This is a genomic window from Natronorubrum aibiense, assembly GCF_009392895.1.
Lineage (GTDB): Archaea > Halobacteriota > Halobacteria > Halobacteriales > Natrialbaceae > Natronorubrum > Natronorubrum aibiense.
In genome coordinates this window covers 2,905,668-2,927,359 of the sequence record NZ_CP045488.1, presented here as the reverse complement: position 1 = coordinate 2,927,359, position 21,692 = coordinate 2,905,668, and the positions used below count along the sequence as shown (strand labels likewise).

Genomic DNA, 21,692 nt, shown 5'->3' with positions numbered 1-21,692 from the left:
GGTTGATGTGAGGTCACGTACCACAGACAGCCATGACAGCAGAGTACACCGGCGCTGATCTCTTCACTGATGCACTCGAGTCCTACGGCGTCGACTACGTCTTCGGCAATCCGGGGACGACGGAGCTGCCGATCATCGAATCGATCGGCACGAGCGGCCTCGAGTACGTACTGGGACTCCACGAGGACATCGCGGTCGGGACGGCCTCGGGCTACGCCCAGACGCGACGGTATCATGCCCACCACGACAACTCGATCACGCCCGTCGGGGTGGTAAACCTCCACATCGCGCCGGGGCTGGCCCACGGCCTCGGCAACCTCTACGCTGCCAAAGTCACCGGCGCGCCGCTGGTCGTCACCGCGGGCAACCACAGCACCGACTTCCGCCACGAAGAACCGATTCTGAGCGGCGAGCTCGCCGGGATGGCCGAGCAGTTCTGCAAGTGGTCCGACGAGGTGTTGGACGTCGCCGCGTTGCCGACGATGCTCCGGCGGGCGTTTCGCGTCGCGATGACGCCGCCGACCGGGCCCGTCTTCCTCGGCCTCCCGCTCGACGTCATGCTGGCCGAAACCGACGCCGAGCCCGAACGGCTCGGCCCGATTCCGAACGCCGGCGGCGGCGATCCAGCCCAACTCGAGCGTGCCGCCGATCTGCTGGCCGAGGCCGAGAACCCGGTGCTGGTCGTCGGTGACCACGTCGCGCGGTCGGGCGCAGATTCCGTCACCGCGGCAGTCGACCTCGCGGAGGCGACCGGCGCTCGCGTCCACGGCGAGATCCTCGCTTCCGAGGTGGACTTCCCGACCGACCACGACCAGTGGGTCTCCTACATCCCGCCGAACGAAGACCTCGCCCGGATGTTGCTCGACACCGACACGGTCGTCTTCGCCGGTTGTTCGACCAACACGACGCTGACGCGCCATGAGGAAGCGCTGGTTGACTCAGAGACGACCTGTATCCATCTCAGCGACGACGACTGGCAAGTCGGCAAGAACCAGCCCGCCGACGCAGCCATCGTGGGTGATCCCGGCTTGATCCTCCAAGGGCTGCTCGAGCGCGTCCGAGAACGCATTTCCGACGCGACCGTCGAGGAACGCCTCGAGCACGTGGCAGGGGTCAAGGAGATGGTCGCACCGAAGCTAGCCGGGATGGGGACGGGTGACGCCGAAGACGACCCCCGAGCCTCGAAAGCCGAACTCGTCGACGCGATGGAGCGCGTGGCCGGCGACGCGTACGTCGTCGACGAGGGGATCACCTCGAAGTATGCGATGCTCGCCCGCTGGGACCTCGCGCCCGAGCAGTACATCTCGAACAAGGGCGGCGGCCTCGGCTACGGGCTCCCCGCGTCCGTGGGTGCAGCCATCGCCGAAGGCCAGCGCGACGACCCGCGCGACGTCGTCGGCTTCATCGGCGACGGCTCCTATCTCTACTACCCCCACGCGATCTACAGCGCGGCTCGTCACGACGCCGACCTCACGGTCGTCATCTCGGACAACCGTAACTACCGCATCCTGAAGGACAACACGCTGAAACTCATGGGCGGCGCGGAGGACGACTACGCGTTCACCGGGATCGACTTCGAGCCAGCCGTCGACTTCGTCCAGAACGCAAAGAGCCACGGTGCTCGCGCCGAACTCGTCGAGACGCCCGACGAGATCGAGGGGGCGCTCGAGGGCGCGCTGGCACGTGAGGGCGTCGACGTGCTCGACGTGTTGGTCCACGACTGACTCGAGCGGATCGGTAGTCGCCGCCGGCAGCGAAAACGGACAGTCGGTTGGTATCGACGCTATCGACCGTCGCTGCATGCGCGACATCGAAACCGGTCAGTTACTGTTAACTATCCGATAGGACGATAACCCACGAGGTGGTAACGGATACCCCATCCGCTATGGCGAGCATATCCGTTCATCGACCGCTTAGAATCCCATCAGCTACCGATAACGTGCAGTGTCGTACTGACTGGTGGGTCTATACGAGGCGTCCGCTCGCCGAGAGCGTTCCCGTCTCGAGCAGACTCGAGATCGTTCAGCAATGACACGAGAGCACACCCGAGAGCGAAAAACAGATCGCAACCGGTTCACGGTCGGGAGGCGTCAGTTCGTTGGGGCCGTGGCCACGATCGGAACGGCTATCGGAACGAGTAGGCTGACGAGTGCCGCCACCGACACTGAATTTCCCCCGGCCGATACGACTGTGTGGGGAAAGCCCGTCACCCTCGGGAACGGTGAGGCGAAGCCGTTCACAACGGTGACGCCATCGGGGCTTCCGGAGTGTTACGGGCTCTTTCTGGAGCGGGCCGCACTCGAGGGGCTCCCGTCGGCCAACGAGCTTGCGAAGTCGGGCGAGGATGTCTACACGGACAAATACGGCCCGAACGGTGCATCCGCGATCATCCATCACAAGTGGTCTCTGGAGTTTTTCCTTCAGTTCCCCGAGACGGACACGACCCCGTTTACGTTCCTCGGGCTGAACTGGAACCCGACCGGTCACCCGCCGGACGGCGTCTGGACGGAACCACACTTCGACGTTCACTTCCACATGTGGCCGGTCGAAACCGTCGACGCCATCTCCGGGCCGGCCGCGCCGACGTACGACCTCCCGGCCAGATACGTTCCCGAGGGATACACTCGAGACCCAGTCGTAGACGAGCGGGTCATCACCGACATGGGCGAACACATGGTCGACCCAACCGTACCCGAGATGAACGATGGGCCGTTCACGAACACGCTCATCTGGGGAGCCTCCGACCCGGACGGTGACGGCACTGCGGAGCTGACGTTTGTCGAACCGATGCTCACCCGGGCATACCTTCGGTCGCATTCCGATACCGATCGGCGAGAGATCGCGCAACCCGAAACGTACGCCAGAGCGGGTCGCTATCCGACGGCGTATGTGGTCCATGACGTACCGGCTCGGGACGCGATTGCCATTACCATCGAGAACTTCAAGCAATTCCACGGAGACGGCGATCGGAGCCACTGATACGGTTTCCCGTCGTCACTGACCGCCGATCGCCAGAACGGGTCGGCAATCGGCGGTACATCGGGACAGCAATCCGTATGACCGTCACTGCGTCCCATCGCGTACCCGACAGTACGAATCCGACGATAGAACGAGTGGCCGCCGATAGCGGCTGCCACCTGAAGACTTCGGCTACGTCTCGAAGGCGCTTTCAACGGTCGCTGTGGGGACGTTCGGTTTCCGTCGCCTCGAGCGCGCTGTCCTCACGAACCCGCTCACCCCGCGCGGTCTCGGGGAAGACCTTCCCCGGATTCAGCGTTCCCGTCGGGTCGAGTGCACGTTTGATCCGGCGCATCGTTTCGACCGCGCCAGCACCGTGTTCGGCCTCGAGATACTCGCGTTTGCCCTGCCCGACGCCGTGTTCGCCGGTTGCCGTCCCGCCCATTTCGATCGCTCGCTCGACGATGGCGGCGTACAACTCCTCGCCGCGTTCGACCATCGCCACGTCGTCGGGGTCGACGAGGACAGAGTAGTGGAGGTTGCCGTCGCCCGCATGACCGAAACAGGGGGCCAACAGGTCGGCTTCGGCGGCGAGTCGCTTGGTTTCGTGGACGATCTCGGGATACTGGCTAATCGGCACCGTCACGTCGCCAGGATGGAGCGACTCGAGGTCGGGATCGTAGCTGGCGACCGCGTAGGCCAGTTCCCGGCGCGCTCGCCAGAGGGCATCCATCTCGGCGTCGTCGTCGCTCATCTCGAAGCGGGCGACGTCGTGGTCCTCGAAGATCGTTCGACAGAGCGCGATCTCCTCGTCGATGCCGTGGTTGGCGTGGAACTCGAGAAAGACCATCGGTGCGTCCGGCAGGTCGGCATCGAGATACGCGTTGGCCATCCGGGCGCTCAACCCGTCGACGAGTTCGATTCGGGCGACGTCGACGTCCGTCCGCACCGCCTCGAAAACGGCTTCGGCGGCATCATCGAGCGTCTCGAAGATGGCTCGCCCGCCGCGGATCTGCTCGGGTCGCCCCGCGAGTTCCAGCGTCGCCTCGGTGACGACCGCGAGCGTGCCCTCGCTGCCGACAATGAGCTCGGTCAGATTGTAGCCACTCGAGGTCTTGATCGCTCGCGAGCCCGTCTCGATGACGGTGCCGTCGGCCAACACGGCCTCGAGGCCGAGTACCCAGTCGGCGACCTCGCCGTATCTGACGGTCGTCATCCCGCTGGCGTCGGTGGCGATCATGCCGCCGATCGTCGAGATATCGCCCGACGAGGGCAGCGGCGGGAAAAAGAGGCCGTCGGGGGCGACGTACTCGTCGACGGCCGAGCCGATGACCCCGGGGCCGACGTCGATCTGGAAGTCGTCGGGCCGGTACTCAACGACGTCGTCCATCCGGGTCAGATCGAGGCTGATCCCGCCGTCGGCGGGGACGGCGTTTCCCTCGAGCCCGGTTCCCGCCGCGTAGGGCGTGACGGGAACGCCGCGGTCAGTCGCTGCCGCGAGAACGGCCGACACGTCGGCCGTGGACTCGGGCCAGACGACCGCGTCGGGCCGGACGCCCTCACCGCGCTGTTCTGCACCCCAGTCGGCGGCGTGTGCGTCGCGTCGGCTCTCGGCGACGGAGAACTGGTCGTCCTCGAGGTCGAGCGCCTCGAGAAACGAACAATCGTGTGTCATACGCCCACGTTGGCGGCGTTCGGTATCAACGTTTTCCACGTCTCGGCTCGCCCTCGAGGCACCACTGTCGAACGAACCGAGTCGCGAGTCGACCCAACGGTCGACCGTCGCCGTCGGCGACGAGCCGCGACTGATCGCCGGCTGCCAGCCAACAGTTACGAGACTCGCCGTCGTACCCCCATCAGTGACCGACGACTCGCCCCCAGCGGCAGCCGACGACAGTGAGCGTGGGATCGCCGAGCAGGTCCGACACCTCTCCAACCAACTCGAGGCGACCGCCGACGGTCCCGTCGACCGGACCGCGAGTCGCTGGCTCGGCGAAGCCGAAGCGATCGCCGCCGACGCCGCGACGAGCGACCTCGAGGACGCGACGGCTCGCGAGCGCGTCGCAACGGTTCGGGAGCTGCTCTCGGAGATCGACGACACCGGCCACGAGGACGCAGACGCCCACCTCGAGTCGGCGAAGCGGATCTGTCGGGCGATCCTCGAATCCCCATCAGATGGGCAGTGACGGCGCTCGGACACACTCGAACGGCGCTTCTCGAGACCGCTACATTTTATGAGAGTCGGTAACGCGGTAGCTGATGATGCACAACAGTCACACGAACCGACAGTCGCCGCGGAGGGACCACGCGTGAACGCCGAACTGGACCTGCTGGTGAGTCTCAACGACTACGAGACCCCACAGAACGTCGCCGACCGAGCGGTTCAGGCCGAAGAGATGGGATTCGACCGAATCACCGTCGGCGAGACGACCGGCTGGAACATCGTGCCGCCGCTGACGCTCGCGGCCGATCGCACCGACGAACTCGGTATCTCCAACGACGTCATCTCGCCGTTCGGGCGCTCGCCCGCCATGCTCGCCCAGACGGCGCTGACGCTGCACGATGCCTCCGACGGCCGCTTCAGACTGGGACTCGGCCCGAGTTCGCCCGCGATCACCGAGCGCTGGCACGGGAAGGCCTTCGAGCGCCCGCTGCGACGCACCCGGGAGGCCGTCGAGATCATCCGCGCAGTCTACGAAACCGGCTCACCGGCCTACGAGGGCGAAATCTTCGACATCGCCGGCCTCAACTACGAACGCGACGTCCCCGAGAATCCGCCGCCGATCGACCTCGCCACCCTCGGGCCGAAAGCGACCGAGATGGCCGGCCGCTTCGGCGACGGCTGGGCGCCGCAGATGTTCACGAGAGACGGCCTCGAGGAACGCCTCGAGGATCTCGCTCGCGGGGCCGACCTCGCAGATAAGTCGCTCGAGGAGCTGCGCGTCGCGCCGATCGTTCGCGGCGTCGCAAGCGAGGATCGCGAGGCGGCACGCGAGAAAGCCCGCTCGACGATCGCCTTCATGCTCGGTGCCTACGGCCCCTACTACGGCGATTCGGTCGCCGAGCAGGGCTATCCCGAGGTCGTTTCCGAGATTCGAGACGCGTGGGGTGAGCGGGATACCGACGCGATGGCCGCCGCCCTGCCGGACGAGGTCCTCGACGAACTGGCTCCCGCGGGAACGCCCGACGAGGTCCGCGAGTGGGTCGCCGACTACGCCGCTATCGACGGCGTCGACGCCGTCCGCATCGGTTTCGTCGACGGGCTAACCGAAGCCGAAAAGACGGCGACGATGGACGCGGTCAGCGAACTGGCGTAGCGGCCTCGCACGCCGTCGCTGCCTTCACTATCCTTCCCCTTCGGACTGGTAGGGTTCTCCGACAGCGTTCCGGGGAAGCAGGTTGAACACCTCCGTTTCCAGATCATCCATCGACTCGAACGTGTCACCACTCGAGTCAGCAACGGTCTCGCCGAGGTTTACCTCTCCCTCGGCGAGGATCAGCGTCACGTCGTCACACTGATCGACGGCTGCGGTCTGTGAGATCGGGTAGTCGAGGTCCTCGAGCACCGTCTCAAGGCCATTGAGCTTGACAGCTTGTCCCATAGGACAGCCACGACTGCCGTCGGCTTAGCGGTATGGATGAGTCGGATTTCTGGATCGTCTGATGGCTCTCGATCGAGATTCGACTCCCTCGAGTAGCTCGACGCCGGTGTGCAGTCGTCGCCGTCTCAGGGCTCGATGGCGAGTTTCCCGAGGATGCTCTCGGTCATCACGTCACGCTGGGCCTGCCCGGCCTCCTCGAGGTCGTAGCTTCGGGCGATCTCGATCGACAGCGCGTCCGTCGCCATGAGATGGGCCACGCCCCGCAGCGGGACGCGCAGATCCGGCGTGTTGAACATACTCATGAACTGGTAGCTGACGTCTTTCGAGCGGGCGGCTCCGTCGTTCGTAAATGCCGGATCGGGACTGTTCTCGCCGATGCCGACGACGCGGGCGCCCGTCGCGGCGACGTCCGCGTCGAACTGGAGGTAGTCGTCCAGCCGGTGGTCGAGGATCACGTCGACGCCGCCGTCGCTGGCCTCGAGCGTGGCCTCGGCGAGGTCGTCGCGTGCGTAGTCGAGGACGGTTTCGGCACCGAGCGCCTCGAGGTCGTCGTGGTAGGCCTCGGACGCGGTGGTAATGACGCGGGCGCTGACCGCGGCCCCGATCTGGACGGCAGCGTGACCGACGCCGCCGGAGCCGCCGTGGACGAGACAGTACTCGGCGGGATCGAGAGCCGCGTGGTCGACCAGCGCGCGCCAGGCGGTGACGGCAACGACGCCCGCCGCGCCGGCTTCGGTCAGGTCCGCGTCGTCGGGGAGGTGGACGACGCGATCCGTCGGAATCGTCGCGTACTCGGCGTACGCGCCCTGTGCAGAGGCGTTGCCGATGCCGGTGCCAAAGACGCGGTCGCCTTCTTCAAACCCCGTGACGGCCGCGCCGGTTTCCGCGACGACGCCGGCGACGTCGACGCCCGGCGTGAAGGGGACCGAAACCGGCTCGTAGGAACCATCCCGGAAGTAGGTGTCGACGGGGTTGACCCCCGCAGCAGCTACCTCGACGAGCAGTTCGTCGCTGTCGGGCTCGGGCCGATCGATCTCATCTACCTGCAGTACGTCCGCGTCACCGTGTTCGTGAAGGCGTACAGCTCGCATGACGTTCGAGCACACGCCACAGATCCGTATAAGCGTACAGTTCCGTACCTCTCGCCGTATCCATTTTACCTGTCGTCCGACTCGTCGGCGTCGTGATCCTCAGATGACCAGTTTGCGGTCCACCAATCGATTGCGAGCCACGGGAGCGAGAGGGTGACGAGCCCCGCGATAAGCGCGAGCGCGAACACCAGCGATTCGATGAGACTCTCGGCCATGTTTCACTCGAACTGTGCGATTCGATTACAATCGTCACCCGGTTCGGTCGTTCCCGAGTCTAGCGCACGGCCTGTGTCGCCTCGTCGATGATCTCGAGTGCCTCTTTCAACTGCTCAGTGCTCGTTGCATACGAGAGTCGAGCGTAGCCTTCTCCGTTCGCACCGAAGGCGTCGCCGGGCACGACGACGACGCCCCGGTCGAGCACTTCATCACACCAGCCCTCCGGCACTTTCGGCATGACGTAGAACGCCCCTTCGGGTTTTGGGACTTCGAGGCCGGCGTCCTCGAGGCCATCAAGCACGACGTCGCGACGCTGTTCGAAGGCGTCGACCATCTCGTCGACGGGCTCCTGTGGTCCCGTCAGCGCGGCTTCGGCGGCGTACTGTGCGGGCGCGGAGGCACAGGCTTGGCCGTACTGGTGGACTCGCAGCATCCGTTCGATACGGCGATTCGAGCCGACGACCCAGCCGAGTCGCCAGCCAGTCATCGAGTAGGTTTTCGAGCAGGCGCTGACGGTGACGACGTTGTCCGTCTCGGCGAACTGCATCGGCGGGTGGTGTGTGCCCTCGAAGACTATGTGTTCGTACACCTCATCCGAGAGACAGAGTACGTCGTGTTCGTCGGCGATGCGGGCGAACTCGCGCATGTCGTCTTCGCTCTGGACCGCGCCTGTCGGGTTGGCCGGGCTGTTGACGACGAAAACGGCGGTGTCGTCCGTGATGGCCTCTTCGACCGTCGCGGGATCGAGCGTCAGATCCTCGCGCAACGGGACGGGTTTGGGCGTCCCGTCGGCGATCTTGGTCAGAGCGTCGTACGAGACGAAGCCTGGATCGGGAAAGATCACTTCCTCGCCCGGATCGACGTGGGCCTGGAGAACGAGATGCAGCGCCTCGCTGCCCCCCGACGTCGCGATTACGTCTTCAGGATCGATCTCGAGGCCGTAGTCGCGCTCGTACTTCGCCGAGATCGCTTCACGGAGGCTGTGTGTCCCCTTGTTCGAGGTGTATGCGTCGGTCAGGCCCGATTCGATCGCCTCGATCGCGCCTCGACGGGCGTGGGCGGGCGTCGGAAAGTCCGGCTGGCCGATTCCGAGATTGATCGCGTCGTCGCCTGCGGCCTCGAACACTTTCCGAATGCCGCTGATCGACACCTGCTCGACTCGATGTGCGAACTCGGTCATGCCTAAACGGGAGGTGGCGACCCCGATAACTCTTGATGTGTGAACGGTCGATCCCGATTAGTCGCACTCCGTGACGTTCTTGTCTACAGGACAGAACGTGACGAAACCACTATACGGCCGCCAGCGCAGTACTCTGGTAATGACGTACTCTCGACGACGCCTTCTCGCTGCCGGCGCGACCGGAACGCTCGCACTGACGGCTGGCTGTCTCGATTTCGTTCGTGGCACCGGTCCGCTCGAGCTCGAGGCCAAACGGGTCGCCCCGACCGACGAGGCGCTCGCCGAAACCGGCTACGGCGAACGAGAGATCACGGACCGATCGCTTGAGGAGACGATCGACGTCGGCGTCGAACGCGACGTTCGGGCGACGGTCTGGACCTCCGTGTACGCGAAAGAGATCGAGTATCAGGGCCACACCCACGAGGGGAGCGTCTTCGCCGCCGTCTCGATCCCGGACTTTTCGGTGCTCGGCTACTCGGCCAATCCGATCGCGAATATGAACAACGAGCAACTCCTCGAGGAGTTCCTGAGCGAACTCGAGAGCGACCGCTCGATCGAGAACGTCACCCATCAGGAGTCGTTCGACCTCGAAATTCTCAGCGAGGAGCGGGAAGTCGACGTCTTCGAGGGCGAAAGTGAACTCGAGGGCGAGCCGATCGACGTCGAAATCGTCCTCTCGTCGTTCAGCCACAACGACGATATCATCGTCCTGCTGGGCAGCTATCCGGCCCCGTTGGCCGAGGAATCGGCGAACACCGAAGTCCTGATGGAGTCCGTCGAACATCCCGTCTGAGCGGTCTCGAGTCATGTGACGATTTTTTGCTCCGTCGCGTAGCGTCTCTCGTCCCAGCCGTTGCTACTCGACTCGAGAGCACAGCCGAAAAATCGATCTGCGAAGCGTCGGGTGTGAGTTAGTAGAACTCGCGGACGAGGTCCATCGCGTCGTCGGGTGCGCCGTCCGGAATCTCGGACATGTCTTCGGTGACGCCGTGTTGTTCGTGGTACGGGACGGAGTCTTCGTCCTGATACATGACACCCTGGTACTCCTTGTTGCTGTCGAGGATGACCTGTTTGGCAGCCTCGTAGTTGGTTGGGTCGTGGTCCTCCTCTTTGAGGTCGACCAGGTTGTCGCGGAAGTAGTCGTAGGTGTCGACGTCGTTGAACGTGACACACGGGCTGAAGACGTTGACGAAGCCGAAGCCGTCGTGTTCGACGGCCTTCTGGACGATCTCCTGGTGGCGCAGTGCGTCGGAGGAGAACGACTGAGCGATGAAGGACGCGCCCGAGGCGAGTGCGAGCGCGAGCGGGTTGACCGGCGGCTGTTTCGGTCCTTCGGGCGTCGTCGAGGTCTCGAAGTCCGACCGCGAGGTCGGTGAGGCCTGCCCTTTCGTCAGCCCGTAGATCCGGTTGTCCATGACACAGTAGGTCATGTCGACGTTCCGGCGGACAGCGTGGACGAAGTGGCCGGCACCGATCGAGTAGCCGTCACCGTCACCACCGGCGACCATCACTTCGATGTCCGGTCGGGCCATCTTGACACCGGTTCCGACGGGAAGTGCACGGCCGTGGACCCCGTGGAGGGCGTAGCTGTGCATGTAGGTCCCGATCTTGCCGGAACAGCCGATCCCGGCGACCACGAACGTGTTGTCGGGGTCGTTGCCGGTTTCGGCGAGGGCTTTCATCATGCCGTTCATCGTCCCGAAGTCGCCGCACCCGGGACACCAGGTCGGCTGCTTGTCGGATTTGAAGTCAGTGAATCGGACGTCGGAGCTCATTGTGCTGGCACCTCTTCGGAGAGTTTCTCGGTGATCTGTTCGGCGAGTTCGTCCGCCTTGAAGCGGACGCCGGTGTACTTGTTGATGCGCTTGAGTCGGGTAAGCGTGTCGTGCTCGAGGAGATCCGCGAACTGTCCGGTCGCGTTACACTCGACGACGATCGTCTCGTCGGCAGCGTCAATCTCATCGGAGAGGTCCGGTCGTGGGAAGATGTATGGCACCGAGATGACGCGGACGTCGATCCCGTCGTCCTCGAGGTACTCGAGGGCTTCGGCGAGTGCGCCTTCGTTGGAGCCCCACGAGATGATGAGGTTGTCGGCGTCTTCGTCGCCGAACTCGCGGTAGTCCCACGATTCGGTTTCTTTTGCGGTCTCGACCTTCCGGTTGCGCTTGTCGACCTGCTGGACGCGCTCGTCTTGGTCTTCGGTTCGGCGACCGAGTTCGTCGTGCTCGAGACCCGTGCTCATGTGGGCACCGTCGATCGTTCCCGGAATGGCACGCGGGCTGACGCCGTCGTCGGTGACGGCGTGGGCGCGGAATCGGCCCTGTTCGTCGAGCCACTCGTCGACACTGTCGTCGTCCACGAGTTTGCCGCGGTCGATCTCGACGGCGTCCATGTCGAACGTTTCGGGCGCGAACGTCTGCTCGGTGACAGACATTGCCAGATCCGAGACCAGGAACACTGGTGTCTGGTACTTTTCGGCGAGGTTGAACGCCTCGATGGTCTTCCAGAAACACTCGTCGATCGAGGTCGGAGCGACGACGAAGCGTGGCACTTCGCCGTGGCCACCGTACAGGGCCATGTTGAGGTCGCCCTGCTCTTGTTTCGTCGGCATTCCCGTCGAGGGACCCGATCGCTGAACGTCGGCGATGACCAGCGGCGTTTCGCTGGTTGCAACCAGTCCGAACGTCTCGGTCATGAGGTCGATCCCGGCGCCGGACGTCGCGGTCATCGATCGCGCACCAGCGCGAGCGCCACCGAGGGCCATGTTGATCGCCGACAGTTCGTCTTCGGCCTGCACGACGTGGCCGCCGTACTCTTCGATTCGGCCCGTCAGGTACTCCATGATGGAGGTCGCGGGCGTGATCGGATAACCGGCGTAGAACCGACAGCCAGCGGCGAGGGCACCCATCCCGACCGCCTCGTTACCGTTGAGGAGGACGTAGTCGTTGTCGGTCGTCTCGAGGTCGTAGCCGAGGTGATCTAAGTCGTAGTGCTCTTGGACGTACTCCTGTCCTGCGCGGGCGGCTTCCTTGTTGTTTTCGACGATCTTCGACCCTTTGCCACCGAAACGCTTCTCTAAGGCTTCGTCGAGGTACTCGACGTCGAAGCCGGTAATCTCACATGCGGCACCGAGGGCGACGATGTTGCGCATGATTGCGCCACCGGCGTCTTCGGCGAGGGATTTCAGCGGGACGTCGACTGCGTTCATCTCCTCGGGAATCTCGGCCTCCCACGAGCGTTCGCCGTCGTAGATGATGGCGCTGTCCTCGTGGAGCTCGTCGAGATTCTCGTCGATGGTTCGCTGTGTCAGCGCAACCAGGATGTCCAGTCGGTCAACGACGCTCTGGACCCGGTCGACAGAGGTGCGAATCTTGTAGGCTGTGTAGCCGCCGCGGATTCGCGACGCGAAGTCTTTCGACGTGAATACGTGCCGTCCGGCTCGGGAAAGTGCCTGAGCGAAGATTTTACCGGTGGAGTCGATACCATCACCGGCTTCACCTCCGACCGCCCAGTTGAGATCCTCAGCCATGTTATGCAGACCCTTTTCCCCAGTAAATGAAAAGGCTTCTGAAACCTCAACCGGTTCACGACCCTCTATCTCGCCTCCTTCACTCGATTATGAGTGTATTTTTTGACGGACCGAACGGAACGGCTTTTCACCCTTCCGCCGAACCGATTCGACATGGAAGGGACGCCAGTTACAGTCGAATCAGTACGTGAGGTCGGCCCCGGGACCGTTGCGCTCGAACTCGAGACCCCCGATGGGTTCGATGCCGCACCCGGCCAGTTCGTTTTGCTCCGAGCCGTTCCCTGGGACGTCGCCGACGAGGAGGTCGATGACGACGACGTGGTCATGCGCCACTACACGCTCTCGTCGCCGGCCGTCGACGAGACCTTTGAGCTCACGGTCGGAATCGATCCCGACGGCGACCTCTCGCCGTGGCTTGCCGACCTCGAGGGCGGCGAAATCGTCCACATCGAGGGGCCATTCGGGACGATCACGTACGAGCGCGATACGGACGTCGTCGCTGCCGCCGGCGGCCCCGGCGTCGGCCCCGCAGTCGCCATCGCCGAAGCGGCCCACGAGTCGGGTCACGGCGCGGTCGTCATCTACCAGGACGACGAGCCGGCCCACCGCGACCGACTCGAGACCCTCGAGGAGGCGGGCGCGAACGTCGTTCTCCTCGAGTCTGACGATGACGACGGACTGGCCGATGCGATCGAGACGCACCTCGAGGACGGCCAACTCTACGCCTTCGGCTTCGAGTCGTTCGTGACGACCGTCGCGGACGCGATCGAGGACGCCGGCGGTGATCCGGACGAGGCACTGATCGAAAACTTCGGCTGAGTTCTTCGCTGGTCACGGCGGGGTCCCGTTGTTCGCAAGCACACGTTTCTCCGTCCGTCCACACTAGAACCAGTCGTATGGTTGACGAAGACCTCGAACTCGAGCGCGATCTGGGGGAAGCGACGATCGTCTACGACGATCCCGACGAAGGAACGGTCGAAAAGACGGTGCCGAACGAACACGTCGCGTACTTTCAGGACCACTGGATCATCAAGACCGACGAAGACGAACAGGGCCGCGATATCGTTCGGCGGATTCCGTCGACCCGCGTCCACTACGTCGAACGTTCGGTCGAACAGTTCGAAGACGAAGTCGAGACCCTGATGGATCGGGTGCAGTCGTTCGCCAGTGATCTCGGGACGAAGATTCCGGTCGGCGGGAGCAGCGACGAACGCAGTGAACCTCCCGAGCCACATCGGATCGACGTCGAATCCGGGAGCCTCGACGACCGCGACGAGTCGGATCGGTAACTCGTTGGCACACCTCGTGTGTAGGTGCCGCGAGTCAGTGTTCGACGAACTCGATCAGAATGCCGCCGGTGTCTTTTGGATGCAAGAACGCGACCTCGTGACCCCACGCACCGGGTCGTGGCTCCTCGTCGATTAGCGTGACGTCGTGGTCGCGTGCCGTCTCGAGTGCGCCCTCGATGTCGTCCGTCGCGAGCGCGAGGTGGTGGATGCCCGCGCCGTTAGCGTCGAGATACTTCGAAATCGTGCCCTCCTCGAGCGGTTCGAGCAGTTCAAAATAGCCGTTCCCGCAGTCGAGGAAGACGACGCGCATGCCGTCGAACTCCTCTTCGTGGACGGCCTCGAGGCCGAACAGGTCCTCGTACAGCGCTGCGAGTTCTCGTGCGTCGTCGGTCGCAATTCCCGCGTGATCGAAGTGCATGGGAGACGGTTTCTCGGGGGGCAACAAATATCGCGGTGGTCTCGAGTGCCGCCGTCGGGCGGCGAGTATATATGACAACGAAATCAACAGTTGGGTCGTATGCAAATCACGACCACTGAAACGGTCCCCGATCACGAAATCGTCGACGTTCTCGGCGTTGCCCGCGGGAACACCGTCGAGGCGCGAAACGTCGGTCGCGACATCACGCAGGCGATCCGCAACCTCTTCGGCGGCGAACTCAAGGCGTACTCCGATCTGCTCTCGAAAGCCCGTGACGAGGCGATCGACCGCATGGTCGTCGACGCCGAGCGGATGGGTGCCGATGCCGTGGTCAACGTCCGCCTCGAGACCTCCCAGATCACCGACGGCGGCTCCGAAGTGATGGCCTACGGGACTGCCGTTCGACTCCGGTAAGGTCCCAGTCGTCCTCGAGCGGATCGTGTTGCTCATACTGCCGGACGAAACGATTCGCGCACCGATCGCACGCGACCGGTCGTCGCCGGAGGCGGCGAGCCGTGAGACGTGATCGGGCGTTTACTGGCTTATCAGTCACCGCTGGCGAGTGTCCCGGTCTCGCCCTACTGATAATCCGGATCGATGCCGTCGGTCAACCAGTCGACCGCCTGCTGGTGCCAGTCGTCGGTCGTCCCGGCATTGATGTAGCGTTCCCACTCGTAGATTCCCGACTCCTTGGCAAGGCGGCGAAACTGCAGCGTCAGCACCGCCGACTCGAGGATGACGCTCGAGCGAACCATACCCGCGTCCTGATAGTGTTGCTGTCCCGCCCGCATGACCTGCTGTTCGTCGTCGCTGAGCAGGTTCAACTCCCGCATATCGACGAGGACGCCGAACTCGTCGGGTGCTTCCTCGAGCGCCTTTCGAGAGTCCGCGGCCCACTCGCGCAGCTCTCGTTCGTCCATCGTCCCGGCAAACGTAATCCGAAACCCGAACGCCGTCCGTTCAATCGTGTACATTAGTGAACTATCTCGGCGAGAGGAAATATCTGAGTATTACCGTTTCGATACGAGTCGCTGTTCGCGTGTCGAAAGAAGGGGTCGAGGCGACGTTACCTCGAGCAGTGCAGGAGATACTCGAACGCCGCAGTCGGCGGTCTTAGACCGCGCTGCCGGGCTGGTACTCGCCGAACTCCTCGCGGAAGACGTTACAGACCTCGCCGACGGTCGCGTACGCTTTCACCGCGTCGATAATGTACGGCATGAGGTTGTCGTCACCGCGAGCGGCCTCGCGCAGGGCCTCGAGTTTCGCCTCGACTTCCTCGTCGTCGCGCTCGCTGCGAGTCGACTCGAGGCGGTCGATCTGGCGCTGTTCGTCCTCTTTAGTGATCTCCTCGACGTCCATCTCGACGTCCTCTTCGACTTCGAACTCGTTGACGCCGACGATGATGCGGTCTTTGTTCTCGATCTCTTTCTGACGGTCGAAGGCGGTGTCTTGGATCTGGCGCTGGACCCACTGCTGTTCGATGGCCTCGAGCATGCCGCCGCGCTCGTCGACCTCGTCGAGGAGTTCGTAGGCCTCTTCCTCGACCTGGTCGGTGAGACTCTCGACGTAGTAGCTGCCAGCGAGCGGATCGATGGTGTCCGCAGCGCCGGACTCGTGGGCGAGGATCTGTTGGGTGCGCAGGGCGGTGCGGACGGACTCTTCGGTCGGCAGCGCGAGAGCTTCGTCTTTGCCGTTGGTGTGGAGACTCTGGGTGCCGCCGAGGACGGCCGCGAGAGCCTGATAGGCGACGCGGACGACGTTGTTCTCGATCTGCTGGGCGGTCAGCATCGAGCCGGCCGTCTGGGTGTGGAACTTGAGCTGTTTGGATTTCGGATCGTCGGCATCGAAGCGCTCGTCGATGATGTCGTGCCACATCCGGCGGGCCGCGCGGAACTTCGCGACTTCCTCGAAGATGTTGTTGTGCCCGTTGAAGAAAAAGGACAGCTGTGGGGCGAAGTCGTCGACGTCGAGGCCGGCGTCGATCGCCGCTTCGACGTACTCGATCCCGTCTCCGAGCGTGAAGGCGAGTTCCTGAGCCGCCGTTGCACCTGCCTCGCGAATGTGATAGCCCGAGATCGAGATCGTGTTGAACTTCGGCGTCTCTTCCGAACAGAACTCGAAGATGTCCGTGATGATCCGCATCGACGGCTTGGGCGGGTAGATGTAGGTGTTCCGGGCGGCGTACTCTTTGAGCACGTCGTTCTGGATGGTCCCACGAAGCTCCTCGCGGTCGACACCCTGTCGGTCACCCACGGCAATGTAGAGTGCCAGCAACACCGAAGCGGGCGCGTTGATCGTCATCGACGTCGAAACTTCGTCGAGCGGGATCCCGTCGAAGACGGTCTCCATGTCGTCGAGGGAGTCGATCGCGACGCCGGCCTTCCCGACCTCGCCGGCCGACATCGGCGCGTCCGAGTCGTGGCCCATCTGGGTCGGCAGGTCGAAGGCCATCGACAGCCCGGTCTGACCCTGATCGAGCAAGTAGTGGAACCGTTCGTTCGTGTCTTCCGGCGTCGAGAAGCCGGCGTACTGTCGCATCGTCCACAGGCGACCGCGGTAGCCCGTAGAGTACACCCCGCGCGTGTACGGTGGCTCGCCGGGGTAGCCGAGATCCTCCTCGTAGTCGAGGTCGGCGACGTCGGCTGGCGTATAGACTCGGTCGACCTCCTGCCCGCCCGTATCGGTCGTGAACGTCTCCTTTCGCTCACCGAACCGGTCGATGACTGGCTCTACTTCGTTTTCGTGCCACTCCTCCTCGTTGGCACGAATCTCTTCGAGTTCTTCAGAGTCAAACATTATCGTTACCGTGGCTGGGGTGGGGCTTGAAGTTTAATGAATGCGGCTGCCGGCTCGAGTTGTGGCCCGTCGCGATCATAGCAGACCGACCGTGCCGATCGGCCGACGGCTCGACTAAACGGCATCGTCCGGGTCGTGTTGCTCGGCCATTCTGCGCGCCTCCGTCGCGTACCGGTCTCGAGTCGCGGGATCGTCGACGGTGCCAAGCGCGTCAGACGAAACGCATAGTCCGGCTTTCGTCTCTCGAGCGGGCCCGGTGAAACTCGTCAGCGCTCGCTCGCGACGATGGTAGCGGCTGCCGTCCTCGGTGGCGTACACCAGAATGATCAGGTTCAGCTCGTCGTCCGAGTAGGTGCGCTCGACGAGCCAGACACGGGTGTCGTCGTCGGATTCGGCACCGTCTCGATCGGTCTCCGTCGAGTGCGGCTCGGTTGGAGTCATTGGGTTAGCGACCGGTGTCGTACTTGTACGTCGCCGTCTCGGGGTCGATGCCGAAGTCCTCGGCGGACTCGTCGTCGGATGACTCCTCGCGCCCTTCCGGAGCGCGCTTGAACGCCTCCCGAAGCCGATCCGGGACCCGGAACCGAGAGACATCGAGCTCGAGGGGGACGGCGTCCGGGTCGACACCGTCACGTTTGTCTGTGAGGCGCTGTTGGAGCGGGGCCGGAAGCTGTGATTCCTCGATTCGCCGGAAGCCGAACTGGGCGAGATAGCTCCCCTCGCCGGTCAGCGCGTAGACGGTGTCGAACCCGTCGTCGCTGGCGTACTCGACGAGTCGTTCGACGACGTGAGCCCCGACGCCCTGGTTGCGCCACGACTCGAGGACGCCGATGCTGGTCAGTTCACAGACGTCCGAACCGTCTTCGACCCGGTGAATACGGATGCGTCCGAAACCTGCCTTTTCGCCGGACGCTTCGTCGACTGCCACGACGTAATCGCGCGAGCGGAACGCCGTCTCGTCGAGCCCCATCGCCTCGATGTGGTCGAGCAGCCAGACCTCCTCTCTGTTTTTCGCGTCCCGCACGTACATGATTGGAAATACGGGCCGTGCGGTCAAAAGTATTTGTGAGCGACAGGGGGAGTGCCCGCCAGCGGTCCGCTCGATGGGCGTCGCGCTGGACGGTTACGTCGCCGTCAGTGCCTCTTCGAGTCGCGCTTCGATGTCTTCGATCTCGGCACGTAGCGACTCGCCGTCGGCATCCTCGAGCTCCTCGAGTCGGGTGACCAGCCCCTGCAGTCTGGCGTACTTCTCGTCCTCGTCGACGCCCGTTTTCTGGACGTATACGTCCTCTGTGGTGTCGTACACCTCGTCTTCGGAGAGGTCGGTGACCGAGAGAACGACGTCCAGTTTCGACGGATCGACGCCCAGCACCCACTCCCGGGGGATGCCACGCTCGTCGAGGGCGGCGAGGACGGTCTCGTCGGCTTTCGGTCGCCGGCGCTCCCGAGTCGTCCGCCGGACCGTCCCGAAGTGGCCGTGGAGTTCCTGGTCGGGACCCAGCCGCTCGAGGAGTTCGTCGCGCGCTTCCTGTCGAATCCCGTCGGCCCCGCGTTGGACGTCCGAGGCGAGGACGTAGTAATCGGTCAACGAGTCGGTCGCGAGCCCATCGACCGCCGACGGTTCGTCTACCTCGAGGCGGTCGATGAGGTGGGCCAGCAAGAGTGCGTCGTCGTGGATGCGCTCGGGCGGCGTCCGCGCTTCGACTGCCGGGACGAGAAACGGACTCTCGCCGCCGGTGGCGTCCGCGGGGGCCTTGCTGATCGTGTCATCGTCGACGGTGTACGCCGACGAGAGCGTGAGCACCGCGGCGTACGGTTCGACACCCGGCTGCAATTCGTCGACCGCCATCGCTTGCCCCTCGAGTTGGTCGTCGAAGACGCCGAACTGGTCGCGCCAGAGCGGCCGCGTTTCGTCGCTGTCGCCGAAGCGAACGACGATCCGATCGTCGTCGGCCGCGTCGATCCTAAACGGTCGCTCGGAAAGCGGCGTCACCAGTTCGGCACCGGATTCGATCCCTCGGCACTGCTCGCGTAGGTCGTCCCAGTGGTCGTCATCCATTCCAGTACCCTCCTACGGACACGGACAAAAAGCAGCGGGGGCGTTCCGGCGGACGTGATCGAGGCTGACGCGCTCGAGCACGCTACTCGAGGACGGCGGGCAGTTGCGTGAGCGACGAGAGCTGATACGTGGGCTCGACGTCGAGCGCGTCGTCGGTCGGTGTGTCGTCGGCTCCGTCATCAGCGCGCGTGAGCAGCACTGAATCGATCCCCGCGTTGTGAGCCGCCCGGACGTCGCGCTCGCGGTCGCCGACGTATAGCGCCGACTCGGCCTCGAGGGTGTCCATCGCGCGGTCGATGTTCGTCGGATCGGGCTTTCGTCGGGCGAGCCCGTCCGACGTCAGCGGGCAGCCGTAGACGGTCTCGAACACCGATCGTAGACCGAACCGCTCGAGAAGTCTCGTGACCACGGTCGGGTGGTTATCGCTGACGATTCCCAGCGGGTACTCGAGTGATCGAACCACGCCCACGTCGTCGTATGCTGCACGTAACCCACGCTCAACGTCGCTCACCTGTGCGCGGACCAGTTCGCGCACGGCCTCGGTACAGAACCGGTCGGTATCGATCTCAAGGTGCCGACAGCGTTCAGCGATCGACTCGAAATCGCCCTGCATCAGTTCTCGGAGGGTCTCCGCCGTGGGTCCAGATCGATCGAGTTTCTTGTACGTTCGCCCGAGCGCATCGGACAGTCGCTGGGACGAGGGCGTCTCGACCACGACCCCATCGAAATCGAACAGGACCGCGTCGTACTGCATCGCTGGGGTGGTATTTCCCCTCCGATTATAGCTCTTTTTATAGTGAGTGTGCCAAGAAATTGGCACACAAGTATCAAATCACAGTGAGGGGGATCACGCGAACGGGGGAATGAACGCGTCGTCGAGCCGTTGAGACGAGAGACCCCGTCTCGCTCGAGCGACCGACCGCGGTCGTCGGCCGCGTATTCTCGAGCGGTGGTCTGCTATTCAACGACTTCCCTCGGGCCAGTGCTCCGGTGACGCGTTCGAGCCACATCGAGCGCGCGTGTCCCACCGATCGTGTTCGGACACGATACTGCCTGAACTGGTCGTCGGACTTGCTATCGCCCGACAGCACGACGCACGTATGCGTTCCAACGGCTAATATATGTGGGTGACATTCTCATGCTTCATCCGCAGAGCGACGAACCGACGGCCCGACAGTGCGAGTCGACGGCGTCGTACTTCGGACCCGAAACCAGTAGATACCGTCCGGTGACCATCGCGTCGACGAACGTTCGCGGGCCGGTGCCGACCCGACCGTCGGGGTGATCGTTGGGAACGTCCCGGTATCGACCCGGAGCACCTGTGGCTTACGACGGCGTCAGTCGATCCCACAGCGACTTCATGTCCGACGCGGTCTCCATCGCCGACAGTTCGCGGTAGGCCGATTGCTCCTCGTCGTGGTTCGACTCGAGCGGCTTGCGGATCTCGTCGTCGTAGCCGATCTGACCTGCGATCGACGTCAGCCCCTCGTAGGCCGTCATCTCGATGCGCTCGGTCATCATCCCCGCGTTCAGGTAGACCATATCGAGCAGGTCGTCGTCCTCGATGGCGTTTTCGAGCGTCGCTCGTTCTTCCTCGAGCGCGTCGAGGATCGGAGCCTCGCGCCGTTCTGCCGGTCGATCGAGCGCGGCGAACACGTCCTCGAGCCGCTCGATCTGCGTTCGCGTTTCGTCGCGATGGTCGGCAAAGCCGTCGCTCAGCCGCTCGTTGCTCGCGTTGATCGCCATCTCGTCTAACGTCCCGACGAGTTCTTCTTCGATATAGTACTGCTGGGCGAGTTTGTGGTGGAACAGTTCTTCGAGGTCGTCGATACGGTCGACGCTCGTTTCCATACGTCGACGTCCGTCGAACAGTTCCATAGTCGTGCGCCCCGACAATGCAGGCGACGAGCGGCGGGTAGACCGGCCGCGTTTCGGCGACTCGAGGCCTTCGAGCGCGTTATTCCGACTCGAGTCCCGGCACGTCGTCGGGGACGTCGAAGTCGTGAAAATGCTCGCCTTTCTCTTTGCTCAGAATGTGCAGTGCCGCCGCAGCCCCATCGCCCGCGGCGATAACGGCCTGCCACTCCTCGGGTCGGACCATCGCGCCCGTCGCGTACAGGTTCTCGACGCTCGTCTCCATCTCGAGGTCGACGTCGACGGTGCCATCGTCCTCGAACGCACATTCGAGGCCCTCGGCGATTGAGCGATCTGCCCCCGTCGCGAGCACGACGTAGTCGGCCTCGTAGCTGTCGTCTTCGGTGTCGACCCGGAAGCCGTCCCCGGTCGCCTCGACGTCGGTCACTTCCTCGGTCTCCCGAACGTCGGCACCCCGGTCGCTGACCTGCCCGCGTGTGAGTTTCATGAACTCGCTGCCGCTGATGCTCCGGATGCCCGGATAGTTGAACAGGTGGGCCTTGTGCATCCACGTCTCGTCGGTGTCGAAGACGACGGTTTCGAGGCCGTTTTTCGCAGTGAACAGTGCAGCACTCAGGCCGGCGGGACCGCCGCCGACGATTGCAACGTCTGGCATGTCTCGGCCGACAACGGAGAACGA

24 protein-coding genes are annotated in these 21,692 nt (G+C 63.9%); 8 read left to right on the top strand and 16 right to left on the bottom strand.

The genetic code is table 11. The features are described from left to right. Positions 1–32 precede the first annotated feature (32 nt). On the top strand, positions 33–1,724 hold the full coding sequence (locus tag GCU68_RS14450) for a thiamine pyrophosphate-binding protein (protein ID WP_152942762.1): 1,692 nt from the start codon (positions 33–35) through the stop codon (positions 1,722–1,724). Positions 1,725–2,028: 304 nt separating this feature from the next. After that, complete coding sequence (locus GCU68_RS14445; RefSeq protein ID WP_152942760.1) at positions 2,029–2,979, top strand: hypothetical protein; 951 nt, start codon at positions 2,029–2,031, stop codon at positions 2,977–2,979. Positions 2,980–3,169: 190 nt separating this feature from the next. Here the strand turns inward: GCU68_RS14445 and GCU68_RS14440 are convergent, their stop codons facing one another. Continuing rightward, the gene (locus GCU68_RS14440; RefSeq protein ID WP_152942759.1) at positions 3,170–4,633 is read right to left on the bottom strand and encodes an FAD-binding oxidoreductase; all 1,464 of its coding nucleotides are present in this window, start codon (positions 4,631–4,633) and stop codon (positions 3,170–3,172) included. Positions 4,634–4,817: 184 nt separating this feature from the next. Between GCU68_RS14440 and GCU68_RS14435 the strand changes: the two genes are divergently transcribed. Next, positions 4,818–5,144: a hypothetical protein gene (locus GCU68_RS14435; protein ID WP_227014868.1), complete on the top strand. Its 327-nt coding sequence runs from the start codon at positions 4,818–4,820 to the stop codon at positions 5,142–5,144. Between the two features lie 123 nt (positions 5,145–5,267). After that, a complete protein-coding gene (locus GCU68_RS14430; protein ID WP_152943732.1) occupies positions 5,268–6,275 on the top strand; it encodes a TIGR04024 family LLM class F420-dependent oxidoreductase in 1,008 nt (335 codons plus the stop codon). A 27-nt stretch (positions 6,276–6,302) separates the two neighbouring features. Here the strand turns inward: GCU68_RS14430 and GCU68_RS14425 are convergent, their stop codons facing one another. The 4 genes from GCU68_RS14425 to GCU68_RS14410 all read right to left on the bottom strand — a co-directional run bounded on the left by GCU68_RS14425 (position 6,303) and on the right by GCU68_RS14410 (position 9,047). Then, positions 6,303–6,560, bottom strand: a complete 258-nt coding sequence (locus GCU68_RS14425; RefSeq protein ID WP_152942757.1) for a DUF5789 family protein — start codon at positions 6,558–6,560, stop codon at positions 6,303–6,305. Positions 6,561–6,685: 125 nt separating this feature from the next. Beyond that, complete coding sequence (locus tag GCU68_RS14420; RefSeq protein WP_152942755.1) at positions 6,686–7,651, bottom strand: NADPH:quinone reductase; 966 nt, start codon at positions 7,649–7,651, stop codon at positions 6,686–6,688. Between the two features lie 65 nt (positions 7,652–7,716). Further along, a complete protein-coding gene (locus tag GCU68_RS14415) occupies positions 7,717–7,866 on the bottom strand; it encodes a hypothetical protein (protein WP_152942753.1) in 150 nt (49 codons plus the stop codon). 59 nt (positions 7,867–7,925) lie between these two features. After that, positions 7,926–9,047, bottom strand: a complete 1,122-nt coding sequence (locus GCU68_RS14410) for a pyridoxal phosphate-dependent aminotransferase (protein WP_152942751.1) — start codon at positions 9,045–9,047, stop codon at positions 7,926–7,928. 139 nt (positions 9,048–9,186) lie between these two features. Here GCU68_RS14410 and GCU68_RS14405 point away from each other — a divergent pair, with 139 nt between their 5' ends. Further along, positions 9,187–9,840 (top strand): DUF6517 family protein, encoded by a 654-nt coding sequence (locus tag GCU68_RS14405; protein ID WP_152942749.1) that lies wholly within the window; start codon positions 9,187–9,189, stop codon positions 9,838–9,840. A gap of 118 nt (positions 9,841–9,958) precedes the next feature. Here GCU68_RS14405 and GCU68_RS14400 read toward each other — a convergent pair whose 3' ends face one another. Both GCU68_RS14400 and GCU68_RS14395 read right to left on the bottom strand, forming a co-directional pair. Then, positions 9,959–10,822, bottom strand: a complete 864-nt coding sequence (locus GCU68_RS14400) for a 2-oxoacid:ferredoxin oxidoreductase subunit beta (protein ID WP_152942747.1) — start codon at positions 10,820–10,822, stop codon at positions 9,959–9,961. Beyond that, a complete protein-coding gene (locus GCU68_RS14395; protein WP_152942745.1) occupies positions 10,819–12,576 on the bottom strand; it encodes a 2-oxoacid:acceptor oxidoreductase subunit alpha in 1,758 nt (585 codons plus the stop codon). The genes GCU68_RS14400 and GCU68_RS14395 overlap by 4 nt, the downstream gene beginning before the upstream one ends. Positions 12,577–12,729: 153 nt before the next feature. Between GCU68_RS14395 and GCU68_RS14390 the strand changes: the two genes are divergently transcribed. Together GCU68_RS14390 and GCU68_RS14385 are read left to right on the top strand one after the other, a co-directional pair. Then, positions 12,730–13,395 carry a ferredoxin--NADP reductase gene (locus tag GCU68_RS14390; RefSeq protein ID WP_152942743.1) on the top strand — a complete coding sequence of 222 codons (666 nt, stop codon included), beginning with the start codon at positions 12,730–12,732 and terminating at the stop codon, positions 13,393–13,395. Between the two features lie 77 nt (positions 13,396–13,472). Beyond that, positions 13,473–13,865, top strand: coding sequence for a hypothetical protein (locus GCU68_RS14385; RefSeq protein ID WP_152942741.1), 393 nt, complete (start codon positions 13,473–13,475; stop codon positions 13,863–13,865). A 34-nt stretch (positions 13,866–13,899) separates the two neighbouring features. Here GCU68_RS14385 and mce read toward each other — a convergent pair whose 3' ends face one another. Next, the gene (gene mce / locus GCU68_RS14380; RefSeq protein ID WP_152942739.1) at positions 13,900–14,283 is read right to left on the bottom strand and encodes a methylmalonyl-CoA epimerase; all 384 of its coding nucleotides are present in this window, start codon (positions 14,281–14,283) and stop codon (positions 13,900–13,902) included. A 99-nt stretch (positions 14,284–14,382) separates the two neighbouring features. Between mce and GCU68_RS14375 the strand changes: the two genes are divergently transcribed. Beyond that, positions 14,383–14,697 (top strand): YbjQ family protein, encoded by a 315-nt coding sequence (locus GCU68_RS14375; protein WP_152942737.1) that lies wholly within the window; start codon positions 14,383–14,385, stop codon positions 14,695–14,697. A gap of 164 nt (positions 14,698–14,861) precedes the next feature. Here the strand turns inward: GCU68_RS14375 and GCU68_RS14370 are convergent, their stop codons facing one another. From GCU68_RS14370 to GCU68_RS14335, 8 genes are all read right to left on the bottom strand, one after another. After that, the gene (locus GCU68_RS14370) at positions 14,862–15,257 is read right to left on the bottom strand and encodes a hypothetical protein (RefSeq protein WP_152942735.1); all 396 of its coding nucleotides are present in this window, start codon (positions 15,255–15,257) and stop codon (positions 14,862–14,864) included. Between the two features lie 139 nt (positions 15,258–15,396). Further along, on the bottom strand, positions 15,397–17,079 hold the full coding sequence (locus tag GCU68_RS14365; RefSeq protein ID WP_152942733.1) for an acyl-CoA mutase large subunit family protein: 1,683 nt from the start codon (positions 17,077–17,079) through the stop codon (positions 15,397–15,399). A gap of 114 nt (positions 17,080–17,193) precedes the next feature. Next, positions 17,194–17,520, bottom strand: a complete 327-nt coding sequence (locus GCU68_RS14360) for a hypothetical protein (RefSeq protein ID WP_152942731.1) — start codon at positions 17,518–17,520, stop codon at positions 17,194–17,196. 4 nt (positions 17,521–17,524) lie between these two features. Then, positions 17,525–18,109: a GNAT family N-acetyltransferase gene (locus GCU68_RS14355; RefSeq protein ID WP_152942729.1), complete on the bottom strand. Its 585-nt coding sequence runs from the start codon at positions 18,107–18,109 to the stop codon at positions 17,525–17,527. A 93-nt stretch (positions 18,110–18,202) separates the two neighbouring features. Further along, a complete protein-coding gene (locus GCU68_RS14350; protein ID WP_152942727.1) occupies positions 18,203–19,138 on the bottom strand; it encodes a hypothetical protein in 936 nt (311 codons plus the stop codon). 82 nt (positions 19,139–19,220) lie between these two features. Then, complete coding sequence (locus GCU68_RS14345) at positions 19,221–19,892, bottom strand: HAD family hydrolase (protein WP_152942725.1); 672 nt, start codon at positions 19,890–19,892, stop codon at positions 19,221–19,223. 572 nt (positions 19,893–20,464) lie between these two features. Continuing rightward, positions 20,465–20,989: a YciE/YciF ferroxidase family protein gene (locus GCU68_RS14340; RefSeq protein WP_152942723.1), complete on the bottom strand. Its 525-nt coding sequence runs from the start codon at positions 20,987–20,989 to the stop codon at positions 20,465–20,467. A 106-nt stretch (positions 20,990–21,095) separates the two neighbouring features. Continuing rightward, on the bottom strand, positions 21,096–21,668 hold the full coding sequence (locus tag GCU68_RS14335; protein ID WP_152942721.1) for an NAD(P)/FAD-dependent oxidoreductase: 573 nt from the start codon (positions 21,666–21,668) through the stop codon (positions 21,096–21,098). Positions 21,669–21,692 lie beyond the last annotated feature (24 nt).